Here is a 15,046-nt window from a genome sequence, read left to right on the forward strand (position 1 = left end):
ATCCCGGCAAAGCATCTGCGCTTCCTATTGCCGGGGGGCGTGACAGTCAATATTCTGCACCGCAACATAGCCCCGCGCGAAAGGCCCGCACATGTCAGAACCGATGCCCCACCCGCTTACACCGCAAGATTGCCTTGTGGCGGTGATGATCGCCGTCTCGGCCTCGGATGAGGATATGCGCACCGCTGAACTCATCAAGATCGAAAGCACGGTGAATAACCTGCCGATCTTTGCCGACTATGATCTGGATCGGCTCAGGTTGATGTCGCAAACCGTGCTCGACCTTTTTACGGTCGAAGACGGTCTTGATGCGCTCTTTGGTCTTGTGCGTGCGAACCTGCCCGAACGGCTGTTCGAGACAGCCTATGCGCTTGCCTGTGATGTGGCTGCGGCAGATGGGACACTGAACGAGCGCGAGTTGCGCCTGCTCGAAGAAATCCGCTACGAGCTGACCATCGACAGGCTGCATGCCGCCGCCATCGAACGGGGCGCACGGGCACGGCACATGCTCGCGTAAGCCAGTTCAACGTGCCGCGCCGCGAAGTGGCGGCGTTCCTGCCCGCCGCAGGATAACACCCAGACGGGCAAAGCTGTTCTTAGCGGAAACCGCCTCTTTTTCGGCCAGAAACCCGTCAAGCTCGGGCCAGATCCGTATCGCCTGATCGAGTTCGGGATCGCTGCCCTCGGCATAGAGGCCTGCCTTGATCATGGTCTCAGACCGGGCATAATTGCCCAAAAGGCTGCGCGTTCGTGAAATCAGGGTGTTTTCTTCATCCGTTGCGGCGCGCGGCAGGCTCCGCGACACGGAACGCAAAAGATCGATCGCCGGATAGCGCCCGCGCTCCGCGATCTGACGATCCAGCACCACATGCCCGTCAAGCACGCCGCGCAAAATGTCGGCTATCGGTTCCTCCATATCCGAGCCAGCGACCAGAACGGTCAGAAGCGCGGTGATATCGCCGGCCCCGTCCTCGCCCGGGCCCGCCCGCTCGCAAAGCGACATGATCAAATGCGAGGTTGAGGCCGGAAAGCCGCGCAGCGCAGGCATTTCCCCCGCCGCCGTCGCCACCTCGCGATGCGCCTCGGCAAAGCGCGTGATCGAATCGGCAAGGAACAGCACTTGCTGACCCTGATCGCGGAAAAACTCGGCCACGGCCATTGCCGTCCAGGCACAACGGCGGCGAACAAGCGGCGAGCGGTCCGAGGTGGCGGCGACGATCACCGCGCGGCGCATACCCTCAGGCCCCAGCACATGCTCGACGAATTCGCGCAACTCGCGCCCGCGCTCGCCGATCAGAGCAATCACAACAACATCGGCCTGCATGTGCCGCGCCAGATGCCCCAGCAGCATGGTTTTACCAACGCCTGACCCGGCAAAAAGGCCCACGCGCTGTCCGCGCACGATGGGCAGCACCGTGTTAAAGGCCGCCATTCCAGTTTCCAGCCGCGCGCCCAGCGCGCGCCGCCGCGCCGGGGCCGGGGGCTCTGCGCGCAACGCCCGTGCCTCGGCCCCACGCAAAAGAGGCCGACCATCAAGCGGTGCACCAAAGGGATCAATGATCCGACCCAACCAGCCGTGTGACGGCGCGATGGCCTCTGCCTGCCCCAGAATCACACGGTCCCCAAGGGCAACCCCCTCGGGGCTAGACTCAGGCAAGACCATCACAGAAGCCGCCTCAAGCCGGATCACCTCGCCAGAGAGCGGCGCACCAGACCGGCGGCGAATGTCCACCCTGTCTCCTAGCCGTGCCTCAGAAGACAGGCCACTGATCCGCAAGGTATTTCCCTGCACCGCGCTGACCCGGCCTATCACCCGCGACAGACGCAGCGAAGAAAGTTCCGCCCGCAACGCCGCCATGTCCTGTCTCTGCATCGCCTGCTCCAATCATGATCCCGCAAACAATTTCTAAAGGAATCAGGGTTAAGCCTTGGTTGAAGCCACTCGAGGGAGAAGCCCCGATGTTTGAAAAGATGGAAGTATTTCGCATGGCTCATGCGTTGGCGCAGCACGCGGGTGCCCGTCAGGCGCTGGTGTCGCAGAATATGGCCAATGCCGATACGCCGGGCTATGCCGCGCGCGACATCGCAGATTTTGCGGTGGTCTACGCCTCTGATGACGGGGGACAGATGCCGCGCGCGACACGGAGCGGGCATATGCTCGGCCATGAAACGCGCCTTGATTTTGCTGTTGCCAAAGACAGGGATGCCGTCGCGGACCCAAATGGCAACTCGGTCACGCTTGAGACCGAAATGCTGCGCGCGGTGGATGTGAAACGCCAACACGACCGCGCGCTCGCGATCTACAAATCCTCGCTCACCGTGCTGCGCGCGGCGATCGGGCGGCGATAGGGGCGCAAGATGAGCGATTTTTCCAACGCCCTTTCGGTTTCAGCCAGCGGGCTCAAGGCGCAGGCGCAACGTCTGCAGCATGTGTCCGAGAATATCGCCAATGCCGACACGCCCGGCTATCGCCGCAAAACCGTATCGTTCGAGGCGACCCACGCCGGGACCGGGACCGCTGGTGCCGTCACGGTGAGCCGGGTCCACCTTGATCAGAGCGCCCCACAGCGGATCTACGATCCCAGTCACCCGCTTGCGGATGAAACCGGGCATTACCAAGGGTCCACGGTCGATCTCATGATCGAAATCGCCGACGCACGCGAGGCGCAGCGCAGCTACGAGGCCAACCTAAAGATGTTTGATCAGGTACGGCAAATGTCTGCCGGGCTGATGGACCTGTTACGCCGATAAAGGAGATCCAGAATGGATATTACCGGATTGAATACCGCCCAGAAATACTCTGCCGCCCGCATGGCGACCGAACCGACCGCCAGTCACAATGCGGCGGGCAGCGCCTTTCAGACCGTGGCCAAGGATTTTGCCGCCACCCTCTCAGAGGGCGAAACCCTCGCCAAAGCGAGCATGATCGGCAAGGCTGATCCACATTCTCTGGTGCAGGCGCTTGCGCAGACCGAACTCGCGGTTGAGGCCGCCGTCACGGTGCGCGACCGTGTGGTGGAGGCCTATCAGGAAATCCTCCGCATGCCGGTCTGATCCGATGCTCAACGAGGTCCTGTTCTTTGACACGTTGCGCGAATCCCTTTGGATTTCGGTGATTATCTCTTTTCCGATCCTTGCGGTGGCGCTTCTGGCGGGCCTCGTGGTGGGCCTCTTTCAGGCGCTCACCTCGATTCAGGAACTGACCCTGACTTTTGTTCCCAAACTGGGCGCGATCATTGTCGTGTTCTGGATCACCATGGGCTTCATGACGCAAACGCTGGTCACCTTTTTTCAGGACCGGCTCATCCCGATCATCACAGGAGGCTGAGATGGAAAGCGCGGGCTACACAACCCTCACCCGGCAATCCGGGCTCTTGCGCGAATTGCAGGTCGTGGCCAACAACATCGCCAATGCCGCGACCACCGGCTATCGCCAAGAGGGGCTGATCTTTTCCGAATTCGTCAAACGCACCGAAGGCGGCCCCTCTCTTTCGATGGCGCGGGGTAATGTGCGGATGACCTCCACGCTCCAGGGGCCCCTCACCCCTACGGGCGGCATGCTTGATCTAGCGATTGAGGGAGACGGGTTTTTCCTGATCGAGACCCCGGCAGGCGAGCGGCTGACGCGCGCGGGCAGCTTCACACTCTCGGCGCAAGGCGATCTGGTCACGCCGGATGGCTTTCGCGTGCTGGATGCAGGCGGGGCGCCCGTGTTCATTCCCCCTGACGCCAGCAGTATCGGTCTCTCTCCCGACGGCACGCTCAGCGACAATGGCCGCCCGCTGGCCCAGATTGGCCTTGTGCGCCCCATCGATAGGATTGGCATGATCCGCGAGGATGGCGTGATGTTCCATGCCGATAGCGGGTTCGAGCCGGTCGAAGAAGGGGTCATCCACCAGGGATTTCTGGAGGGGGCCAATGTCGATCCCATCGGCCAGGTCGCCCGCATGATCGAAGTGCAGCGCGCCTATGAAATGGGCCAGAGCTTTCTCGATACCGAACATGAGCGCGTGACCTCCGCGCTCGATTCCCTCATCCGTTAACTCAGGAGCGCGTCATGCATATCCTCAAGATCGCCGCCACCGGAATGGCCGCCCAGCAAATGCGGGTCGAAACGATTTCGAACAATCTCGCCAACATGTCGACCACCGGCTACAATGCGCGCAGGGCAGAATTCGCGGATTTGCACTATCAGCAACTCGCGCGCGCTGGCACCATCAATGCGGCCGATGGCACGGTTTTGCCCACCGGCGTGCAACTGGGCCTTGGTGTGCGCCCATCAGCGATTTCCGTGCAACTGGCCCAAGGGTCGCTGACCCAGACCAATGGCGATCTCGATCTCGCCATCGACGGGGGCGGCTATCTCGAGGTCCGATTGCCCTCTGGCCAGTCCGGCTATACCCGCGACGGCGCGCTCAAACGCTCGGCGGATGGGGTCATCGTCAATTCCGAGGGCTTTCCCATAGCCCCCGAGATTACGATCCCCGAGGATGCCCGCAGCATCACCATCAACGCCGAAGGCGAGGTTTTCGCCTTTTTCCAAGACACCGCCGAGGCGCAGCAACTGGGGCAGATCGACCTTGTCGGCTTTACCAACCCCAAGGGGCTAGAGGCGATCGGCGGCAATCTTTTCGTCGAAACCGAGGCCTCTGGCCCCGCGAATGTCACCACCGCCGGACAAGATGGTTTGGGCACGCTGCGCCAAGGCTATCTGGAAGACAGTTCCGTCGATCCGGTGCGCGAGATTACCGAGTTGATTGAGGCCCAAAGAGGGTATGAGCTGAATGCCAAGGTCATCACCGCCGCTGACCAGATGCTCAGCGCCACAACACAGGTGCGGTGATGCGGTCTCTGGCTTTTATGCTCGGCATTTTTCTCAGCGGACCGGCTTTGGCAGATGTCATCCTCGCCACCCGCACAATCCGCCCACAAGAAATCCTTGGTCCGGCCGATCTCTTGTTGCAACAGGGCGAGGGCCACAGCGATGTGGCGCTAGAGGACCTGATTGGGCAAGAGGCGCGCGTCGCCCTCTATCCGGGTCGTCCGGTGCGCCAAGGCGATGTCGGGCCACCCACCGTAGTCGAGCGCAATCAGGTCGTCCCACTGATCTATCTGCGTGGCGGCCTAGAGATCATGACAGAAGGCCGCTCGCTCGACCGAGCCGGGATTGGTGATCATGTCCGCGTGATGAACCTTGCGTCGCGCGCCACTGTCTCGGGGCGCGTGACGGCAAACGGCCAGATACTCGTGTCGCAATAGGAGCCACCATGACTGCCTTGCGTCTCAATTTAATCTTTGTCGTGGTTCTGCTGGCCGCCTCCTGCGCGCGGCTCGACCATCTCGGCAAACCGCCAAGTTTCACCCCGACCATGAACTCCACCGAACAGCTTGCCATGCTTGATCCGGGCCTGCCGCGCAGCACCGCGCAGAACGCCCCGTTTCAACAAGCCTCGCTCTGGAGCGGTGGCAAGCAATCCCTTTTGGGCGACCGGCGCGCAGCGCAGCGTGGCGATATCATGACGGTGGTCATTGAAATTGACGAAGAGGCGCAGATCTCGAACTCCACATCGCGCTCTCGGGACGGGTCCGAGAGCCTGGCGATCCCGGATCTCTTCGGCATCCCCCAACGGATCAACCGCAACCTGCCTGAAGGGGCCAGTCTTGACCGCGCGGCGGGTCTCAATTCAACCAGCCAATCCGGCGGAGAAGGCTCGGTCAGCCGGAGTGAAGAGCTGACCCTGCGCGTGGCCGCAACCGTGATGCAGGTTCTGCCGAACGGGGTGCTCGAAATCCAAGGCTCTCAAGAGGTGCGGGTCAATTTCGAGTTGCGCGAATTGCTGGTGTCCGGATTCGTGCGGCCCGAAGACATCTCGCGCCAGAACGAGATCACCTATGACAAAATCGCCGCCGCCCGGATTTCCTATGGTGGGCGCGGCCAGATCACCGATGTTCAACAACCCAGGATCGGTCAGCAGTTGCTCGATGGCCTTCTTCCCTTCTGAAAACCAAAATCAGGACCTATCATAATGCTTGCGAAAATGCTTCCTCTGTTCTTGCTTCTGATTGGCTTGGCTGCGGGGGGCGGGGCAGGCGTTGTGCTCAAGCCTGAGCCAGAGAGCGCGCAGGCGGAACACCCACCCGAACCAACCACGGATCACGCAACACCGCGACCAGAGGCCCACAAAGGCAGTGAAATCGTAAAGCTGAACAACCAGTTCGTCATCCCACTGGTTGCCAAGGACAGGATAAACGCACTTGTGGTGCTGTCACTCAGCATAGAAACCACCGCAGGTCGCACAGCCGAGGTCTATGACCGAGAGCCAAAGCTGCGGGATGTTCTGTTGCAGGCACTTTTCGATCACGCCAACAGAGGCGGTTTTCAAGGGGAATTCACCAAGGCTCGAAACATGGATGTACTGCGTGCAGCGCTCGGCGACGTGGCGCAAGAGGTGTTGGGGGATGCTATCCTGGGCGTTCTGATCACGGAAATCGCACGACAAGACGTCTAGGCGGCGGCGGTCAGTCCGGAGGCATCTGTTGGAGCCGCGCAAGGCTTTCCAAGAGCGCAGCTTGCGCTTTAGCGCGCGCTTGCACGGTGCGGTGCCTTTCCTCTTGAGAGAGCTGTGCCGCCGCTTGGTACTTGCCAAAGCTGCGGCGCAGCTCTCGGCTTAGTTGTCCTTTACTCCCCAGAACGCGTGCCAGGTCGGAATGCAGGCGAGCCTTGCTTTGCCCGATCCAACCCTGCCATAAAAGATCTGCGCCAACCGCACGGTATCCGCTCGCATCGCCTTGGGGCATATCTTGCGTAGCGCCGCGCATAGTCTCAAGCTGGCTAAGGTCTGCACGCAACCGTGCCTCCTCTGACAGTATCCGCTGCATCTTGGCCGAGGCCGCACGATAGAGCGCGTCAGTCAAGGCCACCATATCTGCATGGCTTCGAGCGGTCACCCAAAACTCCTTGCCTTGCGGCGCATGTCTTCGGAAAAACGGATGGCGACGGCCACAGCCGCATAATGCGTTGGATCGATTTCACGGCCGATCTCTGTCGTGGCATGCAGCGCGCGCGCTGTTGGCGCATCCTCAAGGATGGGCACACCACTTTCTCGGGCGAGATCGCGGATTGCGAGCGCTATATGATCCATGCCTTTGGCCACACAGGTTGGCGCAGCCCCCGGTTTGCGGCTCCATTTCAGGGCCACTGCAAAATGAGTGGGATTGACGATGACCACATCCGCCGTTGGCACATCGGCCATCATCCTGCCAGATGCCAACTCCATCGCGCGGCGTCGGCGCTGCTGTTTGACCGCGGGATCGCCGTCGTTCTGCTTCAACTCATCGCGAAGGTCCTTGTGAGACATCCTCTGACGCCGCAAATGATCGAAATACTGCCACAGATAATCAAGACCGCCGATTGCGAGCGAGATGAGTAAAACAATAATCATGAACTCGATGATCAATTTGCCCATCACCGCCCCGATGATCGGGGCCTCTGCATGCAATGTGCTCATCATTTCAGGTAGCCGATAGGTCAGAAAACCCCCAAGCAAGAGGCTGTACAGAAACAATTTCCCAAAGCTCTTGGCAAATTCGAAGAGCCCCGTTGCCCCGAACTTGTTCTTTGCGTTCTCAACCGGATTGATGCGCGATACCCTGGGTTCGATCTTGGTCGGAGCCACGACAAAAGCGCGCTGTGCGATCACGGCCGCAAGTGCCATAACCATTGGCAAAAGCAAAAAGAGGGACAGGCCGAAAACGATCTGCGCCGCTATTCCACCCAGCGCTGAGGCGCCCAGCCCGCCCTGAAATATGAGCTTGGCCAACTGGTCTGAGTGTTCGACCAAAGTCATGAGGTTGGCTCCGACTGTCTCAACAGGCGTGCCACTTGCAAGACTGAGGGCCAGCAATAGCCCAGCGTAGGTTCCAACAGTGTTGAGATCGGCAGAGCGCGCAAACTCTCCCTTTTTGCGGGCCTCGTCCAGCTTGTGCTGTGTTGCCTCTAGCGTCTTGTCAGAGTCGTCGTTTTGCTCGGCCATCGTCACCCTCCAAACGGGTTTGTGACAAAGCTTTGAAATGCTCCGAGCCAAACCACCAGCATCGTGGGCACCACGAGCATCAACAGAAAGAGGGTAAGGGCCATGGCAGCCGGGGCGCCGACGAGAACAACCATCAACTGGGGCATCGCCCGATTGATTATGCCCAACGTCAGATTATACAGCACCGAAACAAGCACAAAGGGCGCAGCAAGAGAAAAGCCGAAAGAGAACGCCTGCGCGATCCGGGCAACTCCCCATTGCGACAGGGTGCCAACGTCTGGAAACTCCGCAACTGGAAAGATCCCGTAGCTGAGCACAATCATCTCAGCCAAACGCACATGGACGCCCATAATCATCATCAGGGCCACCGCGCCAGTTGCGAGAAGGTGACCAATGGCCGGAAGCGGCGTCTGACTGGCATTTCCGAGGATTTGCGCCAATGACGTCGACTGCGCCGCAATCGACCCTGCCATTTGTAAAGCCATCAGAAAGAGCCGCAGAGCAACGCCCAGGGCAAGGCCGACAATCGTCTCGGACAGGATCAAACCTACCGTCGGTGCCCGAGCATGATCTGCCAGATCAGGCGATAGGACCGGTGTCACGATCAGTGTAAAGGCGATGACAAGAACCAGCTTGATCCGCATCGGGACGGAGGGTTCGCCGAACCCTGGCAAGAGCCCGATGATCGGTGCGACCCGCAGAAATACGGCTACGTGCAACCAAAGCATCTCGATCGACAGATCAAAGACCTGAGCGAGAGGCGTCATGCGCGCACCACGCCGACTAGCGATGGCTTGGCCTCGAATCCTATTTCTTCAAAGCTGAGAACGGGAACGTTGACATTCCTGGCGATCAAAAGTGTGCGCAGAAATCGGCGCCGCAAAGACGATGTGACCAGGGCGGGCGAGAGGCCCCTTTCTCCGGCCAGTTGCACCTGCTCGGCGACCCCGGCCGTGAGCGTGCTGAACTGCTCCGGCGGCAAGGCAACGTCAGAGCGGCCACGCTCGCCGCTCATCTCAAAAGCGGTGAATGTATCCTCCCACTCCGGTGCAAGCTGGATCAGGGGCAAGCTGCCATCGGGGCGTTGCAGGCCCGCCACCAACTGAAACCCAAGCCTCTGGCGCACATGCTCACAAATGGCCTCAGGCTGCGGCCCAAACTGCCGGTTTTCAGCAATGCTCTCAAGGATCAACGGCAGATTTCGGATCGAGACTTGCTCCGCGAGCAACAGACGCAGGACCGCATGCAAGAGATCCGGTGCAACACGATCCGGGATCATGTCCTCGAGCAGTTTGCGGTTGGCCTCAGACCTGCCTCTGTCAGAGAGATTGACCATCTCATCGAGCAGGCGGCGCATGGCCTTCATTGTCAGCAACCGACTCAGATTGCGGCGGATCACCTCTAGAAGATGGGTCGCAAGCACCTCTGGGGGTGCCACCAGAGTCGCCCCGGACAGCGCCGCACGATCCTGCTCCGAAGCCGGAATCCAACGTGCCGGGGCACCATACACCGGCTCTTTGACCGTCTCACCTGGGGCAAGGGCCGGATATTGGTCGGGGTCGAGGGCAAGAAGGTGATTGTCCCGCAGAAACGCCCGCGCGCGTTCCACCCCCTGAATGCGTATAACGTAGCTGCCTGGTGGCATACCCGGATCGTCGGTCAATCGGATATCCGAGAGGATAACCCCATATGTTGTCGCAACATACTGGCGCATGTTGGTGATGCGCGCCTCAAGGCCGACACCGGGATCAAGCACCATGTTGACAAGGTCCGGGGCAAATTCCACGTGAATGTCATCCAGTTCCAGAATGTCGCCCATTGACCTGATCGGCGCGCTCACGGGAAGGGAATCTTCTTGCGATGAGGCAGGGTTCGCGCCCCGACTGCGATGGCTGGCATAAGCCAGAGCGGCCAATCCGACGCCGCCGAGGAGGAACGGCACAAACGGCAGGCCCGGCACGAGCGCAAAAAGCCCCATCAAGACAGCGACTGTCGCCAGCGCCGTCGGATGACGCCCGATCTGCTCGGAAATCGCCAGATCCGCCGCGCCTTTATTGCCGCCCCGCGCCAGTAGCAGCGCCGCAGCGATCGAGATGATGACAGCCGGAATCTGGGTAACCAGCCCGTCACCGATTGTCAGGATCGTATAGGTTTCAAAGGCTTTACCGATCGGCATGTCATGGAGCGTGATGCCGATCACAAGACCGACGAGAAAGTTCAGAAGCGTGATCAAAAGGCCCGCAACCGCATCCCCTTTGACGAATTTTGAGGCCCCATCGAGCGATCCAAAGAAAGTGGTTTCCTGTTGTTCCTGCTCTCGCCGCTCTTTGGCCTCCTGATGATTGATGGCACCCGCCGACATGTCACTGTCAATGGCAAGCTGCTTGCCGGGCATTGCATCAAGGGCAAAGCGTGCACCAACCTCTGCCATGCGCGCGGCACCTTTGGTGATCACCAGAAAGTTGACGATCAAAAGCACGAGAAACACGACAAGACCCAAAAGAACATTGCCGCCGATGATGAAATCGGCAAACCCCTCGATCACCTGTCCTGCGGCATCGGTGCCGGTATGGCCTTGTCCGATGATCAGCTTGGTCGAAGAAACATTGAGCGCCAGGCGCAGCATCAGCGACGCAAGGAGGATGGTTGGAAATGCGGAAAAATCGAGCGGCCGGTCGATAAAGAGCGTGATCGTAAAAATCAGGATTGCGAGGGCAAAAGATGCCGCCAGCCCGACATCAAGCAGCCATGCCGGAACGGGCAGGATCATCATCACGATCACGGCCATAAGCGCGAGCGCCAGCAGGACCGTTGGTTGAAACACCGACTTGATGGAAAGACCGCCCATGCTTTAGAACCCCACCGCAACTGTTTGATCGAGCCGGATTACATAGCGCCGCGTTTCCCCCATCGGCACGAGAGAGCCCGAGCGCGTGACGCCATCCGCATGTTGCAACAGCGGATAGCCGTTGCTGGACAGAACAGGCTCTGAAAGTCTCTGGCGCGATGTTGCCACAGGCTCCGAAGACCGCATTTCATCCAACCCAGCATAGACATCTTCGACCCGGTCGCGATAACCTTGGGCGCGTTGCGGCTGCCTGGAATGATAGGCCCCAACCGCTTTAGCCCAGCTGCCCATTTCACGCCGCAGCTCCTGCAGGAATCTTGCGGCATAAAGCGCATTCTCGATCGGATCAAACATGGTTTCGAACGACTCGAAGGCTGCGCCATGCCATCTGAAGTTGATCTGAAAGCACCCAATATCGAAACTGCGGGCACCACGCATATAGGCGGCGCGCACAAAGGTCTGCGCTTCCTCTTCGCTCTCGAACCAATAGCCTTTGCCCTCTATGTTCACGGTCCAGGGCCAGGCCTTTACTGTGCCCGCCACCGAGCGACCTGTTTCAACCTTGGCAATGGCGCGCAGCACATTCGTGGGAACATCGGCATGTCTCGCAGCGTGTCGGGCGGCGTCATCGCAGAGATCAACCGGCGCGGCAAAGGCCTGTGTTGCCCCGAGAAGGCCAGAGGTGATCATTTGGCGCAGAAGGCAGTTCAAGCGCGCCTCACGCTTCTTAAAAGAAAGAACAAACAGAAACGTCAAGAACCAAGCGGCCGGTGCCAGCCCGCCTCGGATCTGAGCGCGCCGCGCCAAACTTCCGAACGCACGTCGTCTACAGAGCAACCACCGCACGGTCAGAAGGTCTCTCATAAGCACTCCCATTCACGTTGTATCAAAGGGCTCAGCGCCGGATTTCTCTCACAACGGATCCCCAGGTTTTCAGAATGTCTGCGCGTCAGCTTGCGCGATCACTCTTGCGATTCGGTAACCAGAAATTCGATTGTCACGGGGGATCGGAAATAGCGGTGCTCGCCAAGAGCGCACTCAGGGCGCTTCGGGTTGCAATGCTTTGATCAATCAACGCTTGATTGAATTGAAGAAGCCCGCCAGTTTCGTCTGGCGCGGCTTGTGTCATGGCCTGCGCCAGATTCTGTGTTGAAGGATCACCAGCCAAAAGAAGGCTTTGCCAATCCTGCGCAAGCCAAGCCGCCTGCTGCTTTGCGGCCTCATCTTGCAAGCCCTCGGCATAACGCATTGCACCGGCATAATCGCCAAGACTAGTCCGGGCGCGGGCGCGAAGGGTGTCAGCATCGGGCGAGGCAAGGCCGATGATTTCTGCCTCTGCAAGATGCGGGAGATCCTGAGCTAGAGCTATTTCCGCCCTTAAGAGCCGTTGTTCAGGCTCTGTCACCGAGCGCGATGCAACACTCAGAATCTCATCAGCCACATCCGCAAAGCCCAAGGTCAAGGCTCGCTGCGCGATCTCGCGGGTTAAATCAGCGGGCATCCTTGCAAAACTTTCCTTGGGCTCACCCAAGATCTGCCGGAGAAACTCTATATCATCGGCCTGTGCGCCCAGCAGGCGCAGCATCTCTTGGCGCGTTTTTTGGGCGTTTTCGAGGGACAAGTCTGGCGAAACGCGCTCGAATTCAGCAAAGGCCTCGGCGTAAGAGCGCGAGGCGGTCAAAGCCAGCAGATAGGCGCCCCCAAGCTCTTGACCCATCGGCGTGCCACGGGTCTCTTGGTAGAGCGCGCCTGCAAGTTGTGCGGTGTCATAGTCAATGTCCTGCCCCCTTGATATCCGGGCGTTGATCAGGGCTGCCAAGGCTGGCGCAGAGTTCACATCATTCCCTGACAACGACCCTTGCAAGCTTTGGTCGGCGGCGCTGAGATCACCGTCTGCCAGCGCAAGCTCGGCTCTTGCGATCTTTGCGCCTGCGGTGTCCGAAAGATCTGCCGACCCAAGGCCTCGCAAGATCATGTCCGATGTTTCGCGATGCTTTGCCGCAAGCAACTTGCGGGCAAGCGCCGGGCCAAGATGCCTGCGCAAATGCTCTGGCAATTCCGCGAAGCCACGCAGGATTGCCGAATGATCCAGCAATTTTTCCTCGGGAATTTCCGCATGCGCCAAAGCGGCCCAAAGGGCGCTGCGTCCATGGCATCCCAGATCCTCTGTGAGCCGAGGCGTTGCGGACGCGGCATCCGGATCATCAACCAGCGATGCCAAATCAAGCAGAACCGATACTTCCGTGGCATGGGCCGGGATTAACGATGCCACGTGCCGCGCCTCAAGCCCAAAGCCAAAGTAAATGTAGAGGCGGGCCAGCTGAAGCGCGACCTCTGAATTGACGACATCGAATTCACCGGAAAGCCTAGGGGAGAGCGTGCCGATCTGATCTGCTAGCGGCTTTTGCGTCCCCCAGGCTGCGACGTCCAGAACGGAATCAGGCAAACAGGCGGTCTGGATCGCATCGGACAGCGCGGATGAAAAGGCCAGCCCCGGCGCTTGGTCGATTGTGCCTGTCACTCTGAGATTGCCAGAGGTGGCCAACGGCAAGCCTTCGGTCAATGGGGGCTCGGCACCAGTTGCCATGCCGCCAGACGGCACAATCTCGATCGCCGTTGCCAAATGCTTTTGGGGGGCCCGCGTGATATTGCCCAAGTCGGGCGTGCGCAGCGGCTGGACCAACCCCTGATTAGCCGACTGAGCGATTTGCGCCAGAAGGGTGCGGCGCACCGCCGGCAGTACATCCTCCGGCCCCAGCGGCGCAGCGGTCTTGCTCGTGGCTGATAACGGGGCAAGGCGCGATGCTACCAATCTGACCGCCGAAGACTCGGCCCGCGCTTTCCAAGGCTCTCGCAGATCAGCTGTTGCGCGCTCTGCCAAGGGCGCCTGAGGCCGGCGCGCGGCAGAGGGTTCGGCAGTGCCAGGGGCGAGAATATCAAGCACCAGCATGGATTGCGAATGCCAGAACGTTCTTGTTGTACAGGCGCAGCCAAATGTCAGATTCAGCTGCCCAGACCCCTTTGGCGCGCCGATCCCGGCAAGTCGGCCTTGGGTGAGCCGATCAAACACTCGGCTCAGGTCAAATGTAGGGTGATCGCCGGGAAAGGTGATCGTGATACCATCCTCTCGGGTATGATCCTGCCAGTCGAGCCGCGCGGGAAAATCGAACACAAGTCGCGTGAACCCTTCATGCTCGCCAGAGCGCACCACCACGTTTTGCGCAAGCATCGGGGCGGCCCATAAAGACAGGATGAACGAGATGGTCACAGTCCGGATCATGCCGCGTCCTGTTTGAGAGACTTCAGCGCTTCTTCCAACTCGTTGAAACTTGGGCGTTTGTGATTAGGCGTGTTTTGTCGCCCCACTTCGATGCAGATATTGGTGGCATGGTTGTGCAGATTGGCCACAAGCACTTCGCGGATCAGTTGATAGAAATGTCCATCCTCCTCGACCACGTCCTTGACCTTAGCCGCGAAGGGCCCGACCAGCCCGTACGAGAGGAAGACGCCTAAAAAGGTCCCGACCAGCGCGCCGCCGATCATCTTGCCGAGGATTTCCGGCGGCTGGTCAATCGACGCCATCGTCTTGATGACACCCAGCACAGCGGCGACAATTCCCAAAGCAGGCAATCCATCCGCCATGGTTTGCAAAGCATGGCTTGAGTGCAACGCATGGTGAAGATTGGCCTCTATCCGCTTTTCGAGAACCTCTTCCACCTGATGTGGATCATCATAATTCATGGAGGCCGAGCGCAACGTATCACTGATCAGGGCCACGGCCTCTGCATCGGCCAGAATCTTGGGGTATTTCGAGAAGATCGCAGAGTCGTTTGGTGACTCGATATGCTCTTCGACAGCAATGGGGTTCTGCCGACCCAAACGGATCAATTCGAACAAGAGGCAGAGCAGATCCCGGTAATCCTGCGGCTTCCATTTCGGACCCTTGAAGACCTTGGCGATATCCCCGAGCGTGTGTTTGATTGCAGGCGCGTCATTACTGATGAGAAACGCCCCGACAGCCGCCCCACCAATCATCATGAACTCAAACGGCAGCGCCTTGAGAATAAGACCCAGCTTACCCCCGGCGGCCACATAGCCGCCAAACACCATGACGAAAATTACGACAATCCCGATGATTCCGACCATTCCGTTCCCCGCAGGCAGT

General features: G+C 59.6%; 18 protein-coding genes. 10 read left to right on the forward strand and 8 right to left on the reverse strand.

Annotation, left to right across the window (positions count from 1 at the left end; genetic code table 11):
* Window positions 1-91: 91 nt before the first annotated feature.
* The gene (locus tag ROSMUCSMR3_RS08405) at window positions 92-517 is read left to right on the forward strand and encodes a tellurite resistance TerB family protein (RefSeq protein ID WP_008281479.1); all 426 of its coding nucleotides are present in this window, start codon (window positions 92-94) and stop codon (window positions 515-517) included.
* 6 nt (window positions 518-523) lie between these two features.
* Here ROSMUCSMR3_RS08405 and ROSMUCSMR3_RS08410 read toward each other — a convergent pair whose 3' ends face one another.
* Entirely contained in the window at window positions 524-1,873 is a 1,350-nt protein-coding gene (locus ROSMUCSMR3_RS08410; RefSeq protein ID WP_237183563.1) for a FliI/YscN family ATPase, read from the reverse strand.
* A gap of 86 nt (window positions 1,874-1,959) precedes the next feature.
* Between ROSMUCSMR3_RS08410 and ROSMUCSMR3_RS08415 the strand changes: the two genes are divergently transcribed.
* From ROSMUCSMR3_RS08415 to ROSMUCSMR3_RS08455, 9 genes are read left to right on the forward strand one after another with little or no spacing between them, the layout of a single operon-like run.
* Window positions 1,960-2,349 carry a FlgB family protein gene (locus ROSMUCSMR3_RS08415; RefSeq protein WP_081507039.1) on the forward strand — a complete coding sequence of 130 codons (390 nt, stop codon included), beginning with the start codon at window positions 1,960-1,962 and terminating at the stop codon, window positions 2,347-2,349.
* Between the two features lie 9 nt (window positions 2,350-2,358).
* Complete coding sequence (flgC, locus tag ROSMUCSMR3_RS08420) at window positions 2,359-2,751, forward strand: flagellar basal body rod protein FlgC (RefSeq protein ID WP_008281476.1); 393 nt, start codon at window positions 2,359-2,361, stop codon at window positions 2,749-2,751.
* A gap of 12 nt (window positions 2,752-2,763) precedes the next feature.
* Window positions 2,764-3,054, forward strand: coding sequence for a flagellar hook-basal body complex protein FliE (gene fliE / locus ROSMUCSMR3_RS08425; RefSeq protein WP_081507040.1), 291 nt, complete (start codon window positions 2,764-2,766; stop codon window positions 3,052-3,054).
* Window positions 3,055-3,058: 4 nt separating this feature from the next.
* Window positions 3,059-3,328 (forward strand): flagellar biosynthetic protein FliQ, encoded by a 270-nt coding sequence (locus tag ROSMUCSMR3_RS08430; protein ID WP_008281474.1) that lies wholly within the window; start codon window positions 3,059-3,061, stop codon window positions 3,326-3,328.
* A gap of 1 nt (window position 3,329) precedes the next feature.
* The gene (locus tag ROSMUCSMR3_RS08435; protein WP_081507041.1) at window positions 3,330-4,043 is read left to right on the forward strand and encodes a flagellar hook-basal body complex protein; all 714 of its coding nucleotides are present in this window, start codon (window positions 3,330-3,332) and stop codon (window positions 4,041-4,043) included.
* Between the two features lie 14 nt (window positions 4,044-4,057).
* On the forward strand, window positions 4,058-4,843 hold the full coding sequence (gene flgG, locus ROSMUCSMR3_RS08440; protein WP_008281472.1) for a flagellar basal-body rod protein FlgG: 786 nt from the start codon (window positions 4,058-4,060) through the stop codon (window positions 4,841-4,843).
* A complete protein-coding gene (gene flgA / locus ROSMUCSMR3_RS08445; RefSeq protein ID WP_081507042.1) occupies window positions 4,843-5,259 on the forward strand; it encodes a flagellar basal body P-ring formation chaperone FlgA in 417 nt (138 codons plus the stop codon). Before flgG ends, flgA begins: the two co-directional genes overlap by 1 nt.
* Before the next feature lie 8 nt (window positions 5,260-5,267).
* Window positions 5,268-6,002 (forward strand): flagellar basal body L-ring protein FlgH, encoded by a 735-nt coding sequence (gene flgH, locus ROSMUCSMR3_RS08450; RefSeq protein ID WP_008281470.1) that lies wholly within the window; start codon window positions 5,268-5,270, stop codon window positions 6,000-6,002.
* 24 nt (window positions 6,003-6,026) lie between these two features.
* On the forward strand, window positions 6,027-6,509 hold the full coding sequence (locus ROSMUCSMR3_RS08455; RefSeq protein WP_081507043.1) for a flagellar basal body-associated FliL family protein: 483 nt from the start codon (window positions 6,027-6,029) through the stop codon (window positions 6,507-6,509).
* A gap of 10 nt (window positions 6,510-6,519) precedes the next feature.
* Here the strand turns inward: ROSMUCSMR3_RS08455 and ROSMUCSMR3_RS08460 are convergent, their stop codons facing one another.
* The 7 genes from ROSMUCSMR3_RS08460 to motA form a co-directional block, all read right to left on the reverse strand.
* Window positions 6,520-6,948, reverse strand: a complete 429-nt coding sequence (locus tag ROSMUCSMR3_RS08460) for a hypothetical protein (RefSeq protein ID WP_157132407.1) — start codon at window positions 6,946-6,948, stop codon at window positions 6,520-6,522.
* A complete protein-coding gene (locus tag ROSMUCSMR3_RS08465) occupies window positions 6,945-8,033 on the reverse strand; it encodes an EscU/YscU/HrcU family type III secretion system export apparatus switch protein (RefSeq protein ID WP_081507044.1) in 1,089 nt (362 codons plus the stop codon). Before ROSMUCSMR3_RS08465 ends, ROSMUCSMR3_RS08460 begins: the two co-directional genes overlap by 4 nt.
* A gap of 2 nt (window positions 8,034-8,035) precedes the next feature.
* Window positions 8,036-8,800 (reverse strand): flagellar biosynthetic protein FliR, encoded by a 765-nt coding sequence (locus ROSMUCSMR3_RS08470; protein WP_081507045.1) that lies wholly within the window; start codon window positions 8,798-8,800, stop codon window positions 8,036-8,038.
* Window positions 8,797-10,881, reverse strand: a complete 2,085-nt coding sequence (flhA, locus tag ROSMUCSMR3_RS08475) for a flagellar biosynthesis protein FlhA (protein WP_081507046.1) — start codon at window positions 10,879-10,881, stop codon at window positions 8,797-8,799. The genes ROSMUCSMR3_RS08470 and flhA overlap by 4 nt, the downstream gene beginning before the upstream one ends.
* A gap of 3 nt (window positions 10,882-10,884) precedes the next feature.
* Entirely contained in the window at window positions 10,885-11,571 is a 687-nt protein-coding gene (locus ROSMUCSMR3_RS08480; RefSeq protein ID WP_081508581.1) for a lytic transglycosylase domain-containing protein, read from the reverse strand.
* A 307-nt stretch (window positions 11,572-11,878) separates the two neighbouring features.
* Window positions 11,879-14,161, reverse strand: a complete 2,283-nt coding sequence (locus ROSMUCSMR3_RS08485) for a hypothetical protein (protein ID WP_081507047.1) — start codon at window positions 14,159-14,161, stop codon at window positions 11,879-11,881.
* Window positions 14,158-15,027, reverse strand: a complete 870-nt coding sequence (gene motA, locus ROSMUCSMR3_RS08490; RefSeq protein WP_008281462.1) for a flagellar motor stator protein MotA — start codon at window positions 15,025-15,027, stop codon at window positions 14,158-14,160. The genes ROSMUCSMR3_RS08485 and motA overlap by 4 nt, the downstream gene beginning before the upstream one ends.
* Between the last annotated feature and the right edge of the window lie 19 nt (window positions 15,028-15,046).

This window comes from Roseovarius mucosus (genome assembly GCF_002080415.1).
GTDB lineage: Bacteria > Pseudomonadota > Alphaproteobacteria > Rhodobacterales > Rhodobacteraceae > Roseovarius > Roseovarius mucosus_A.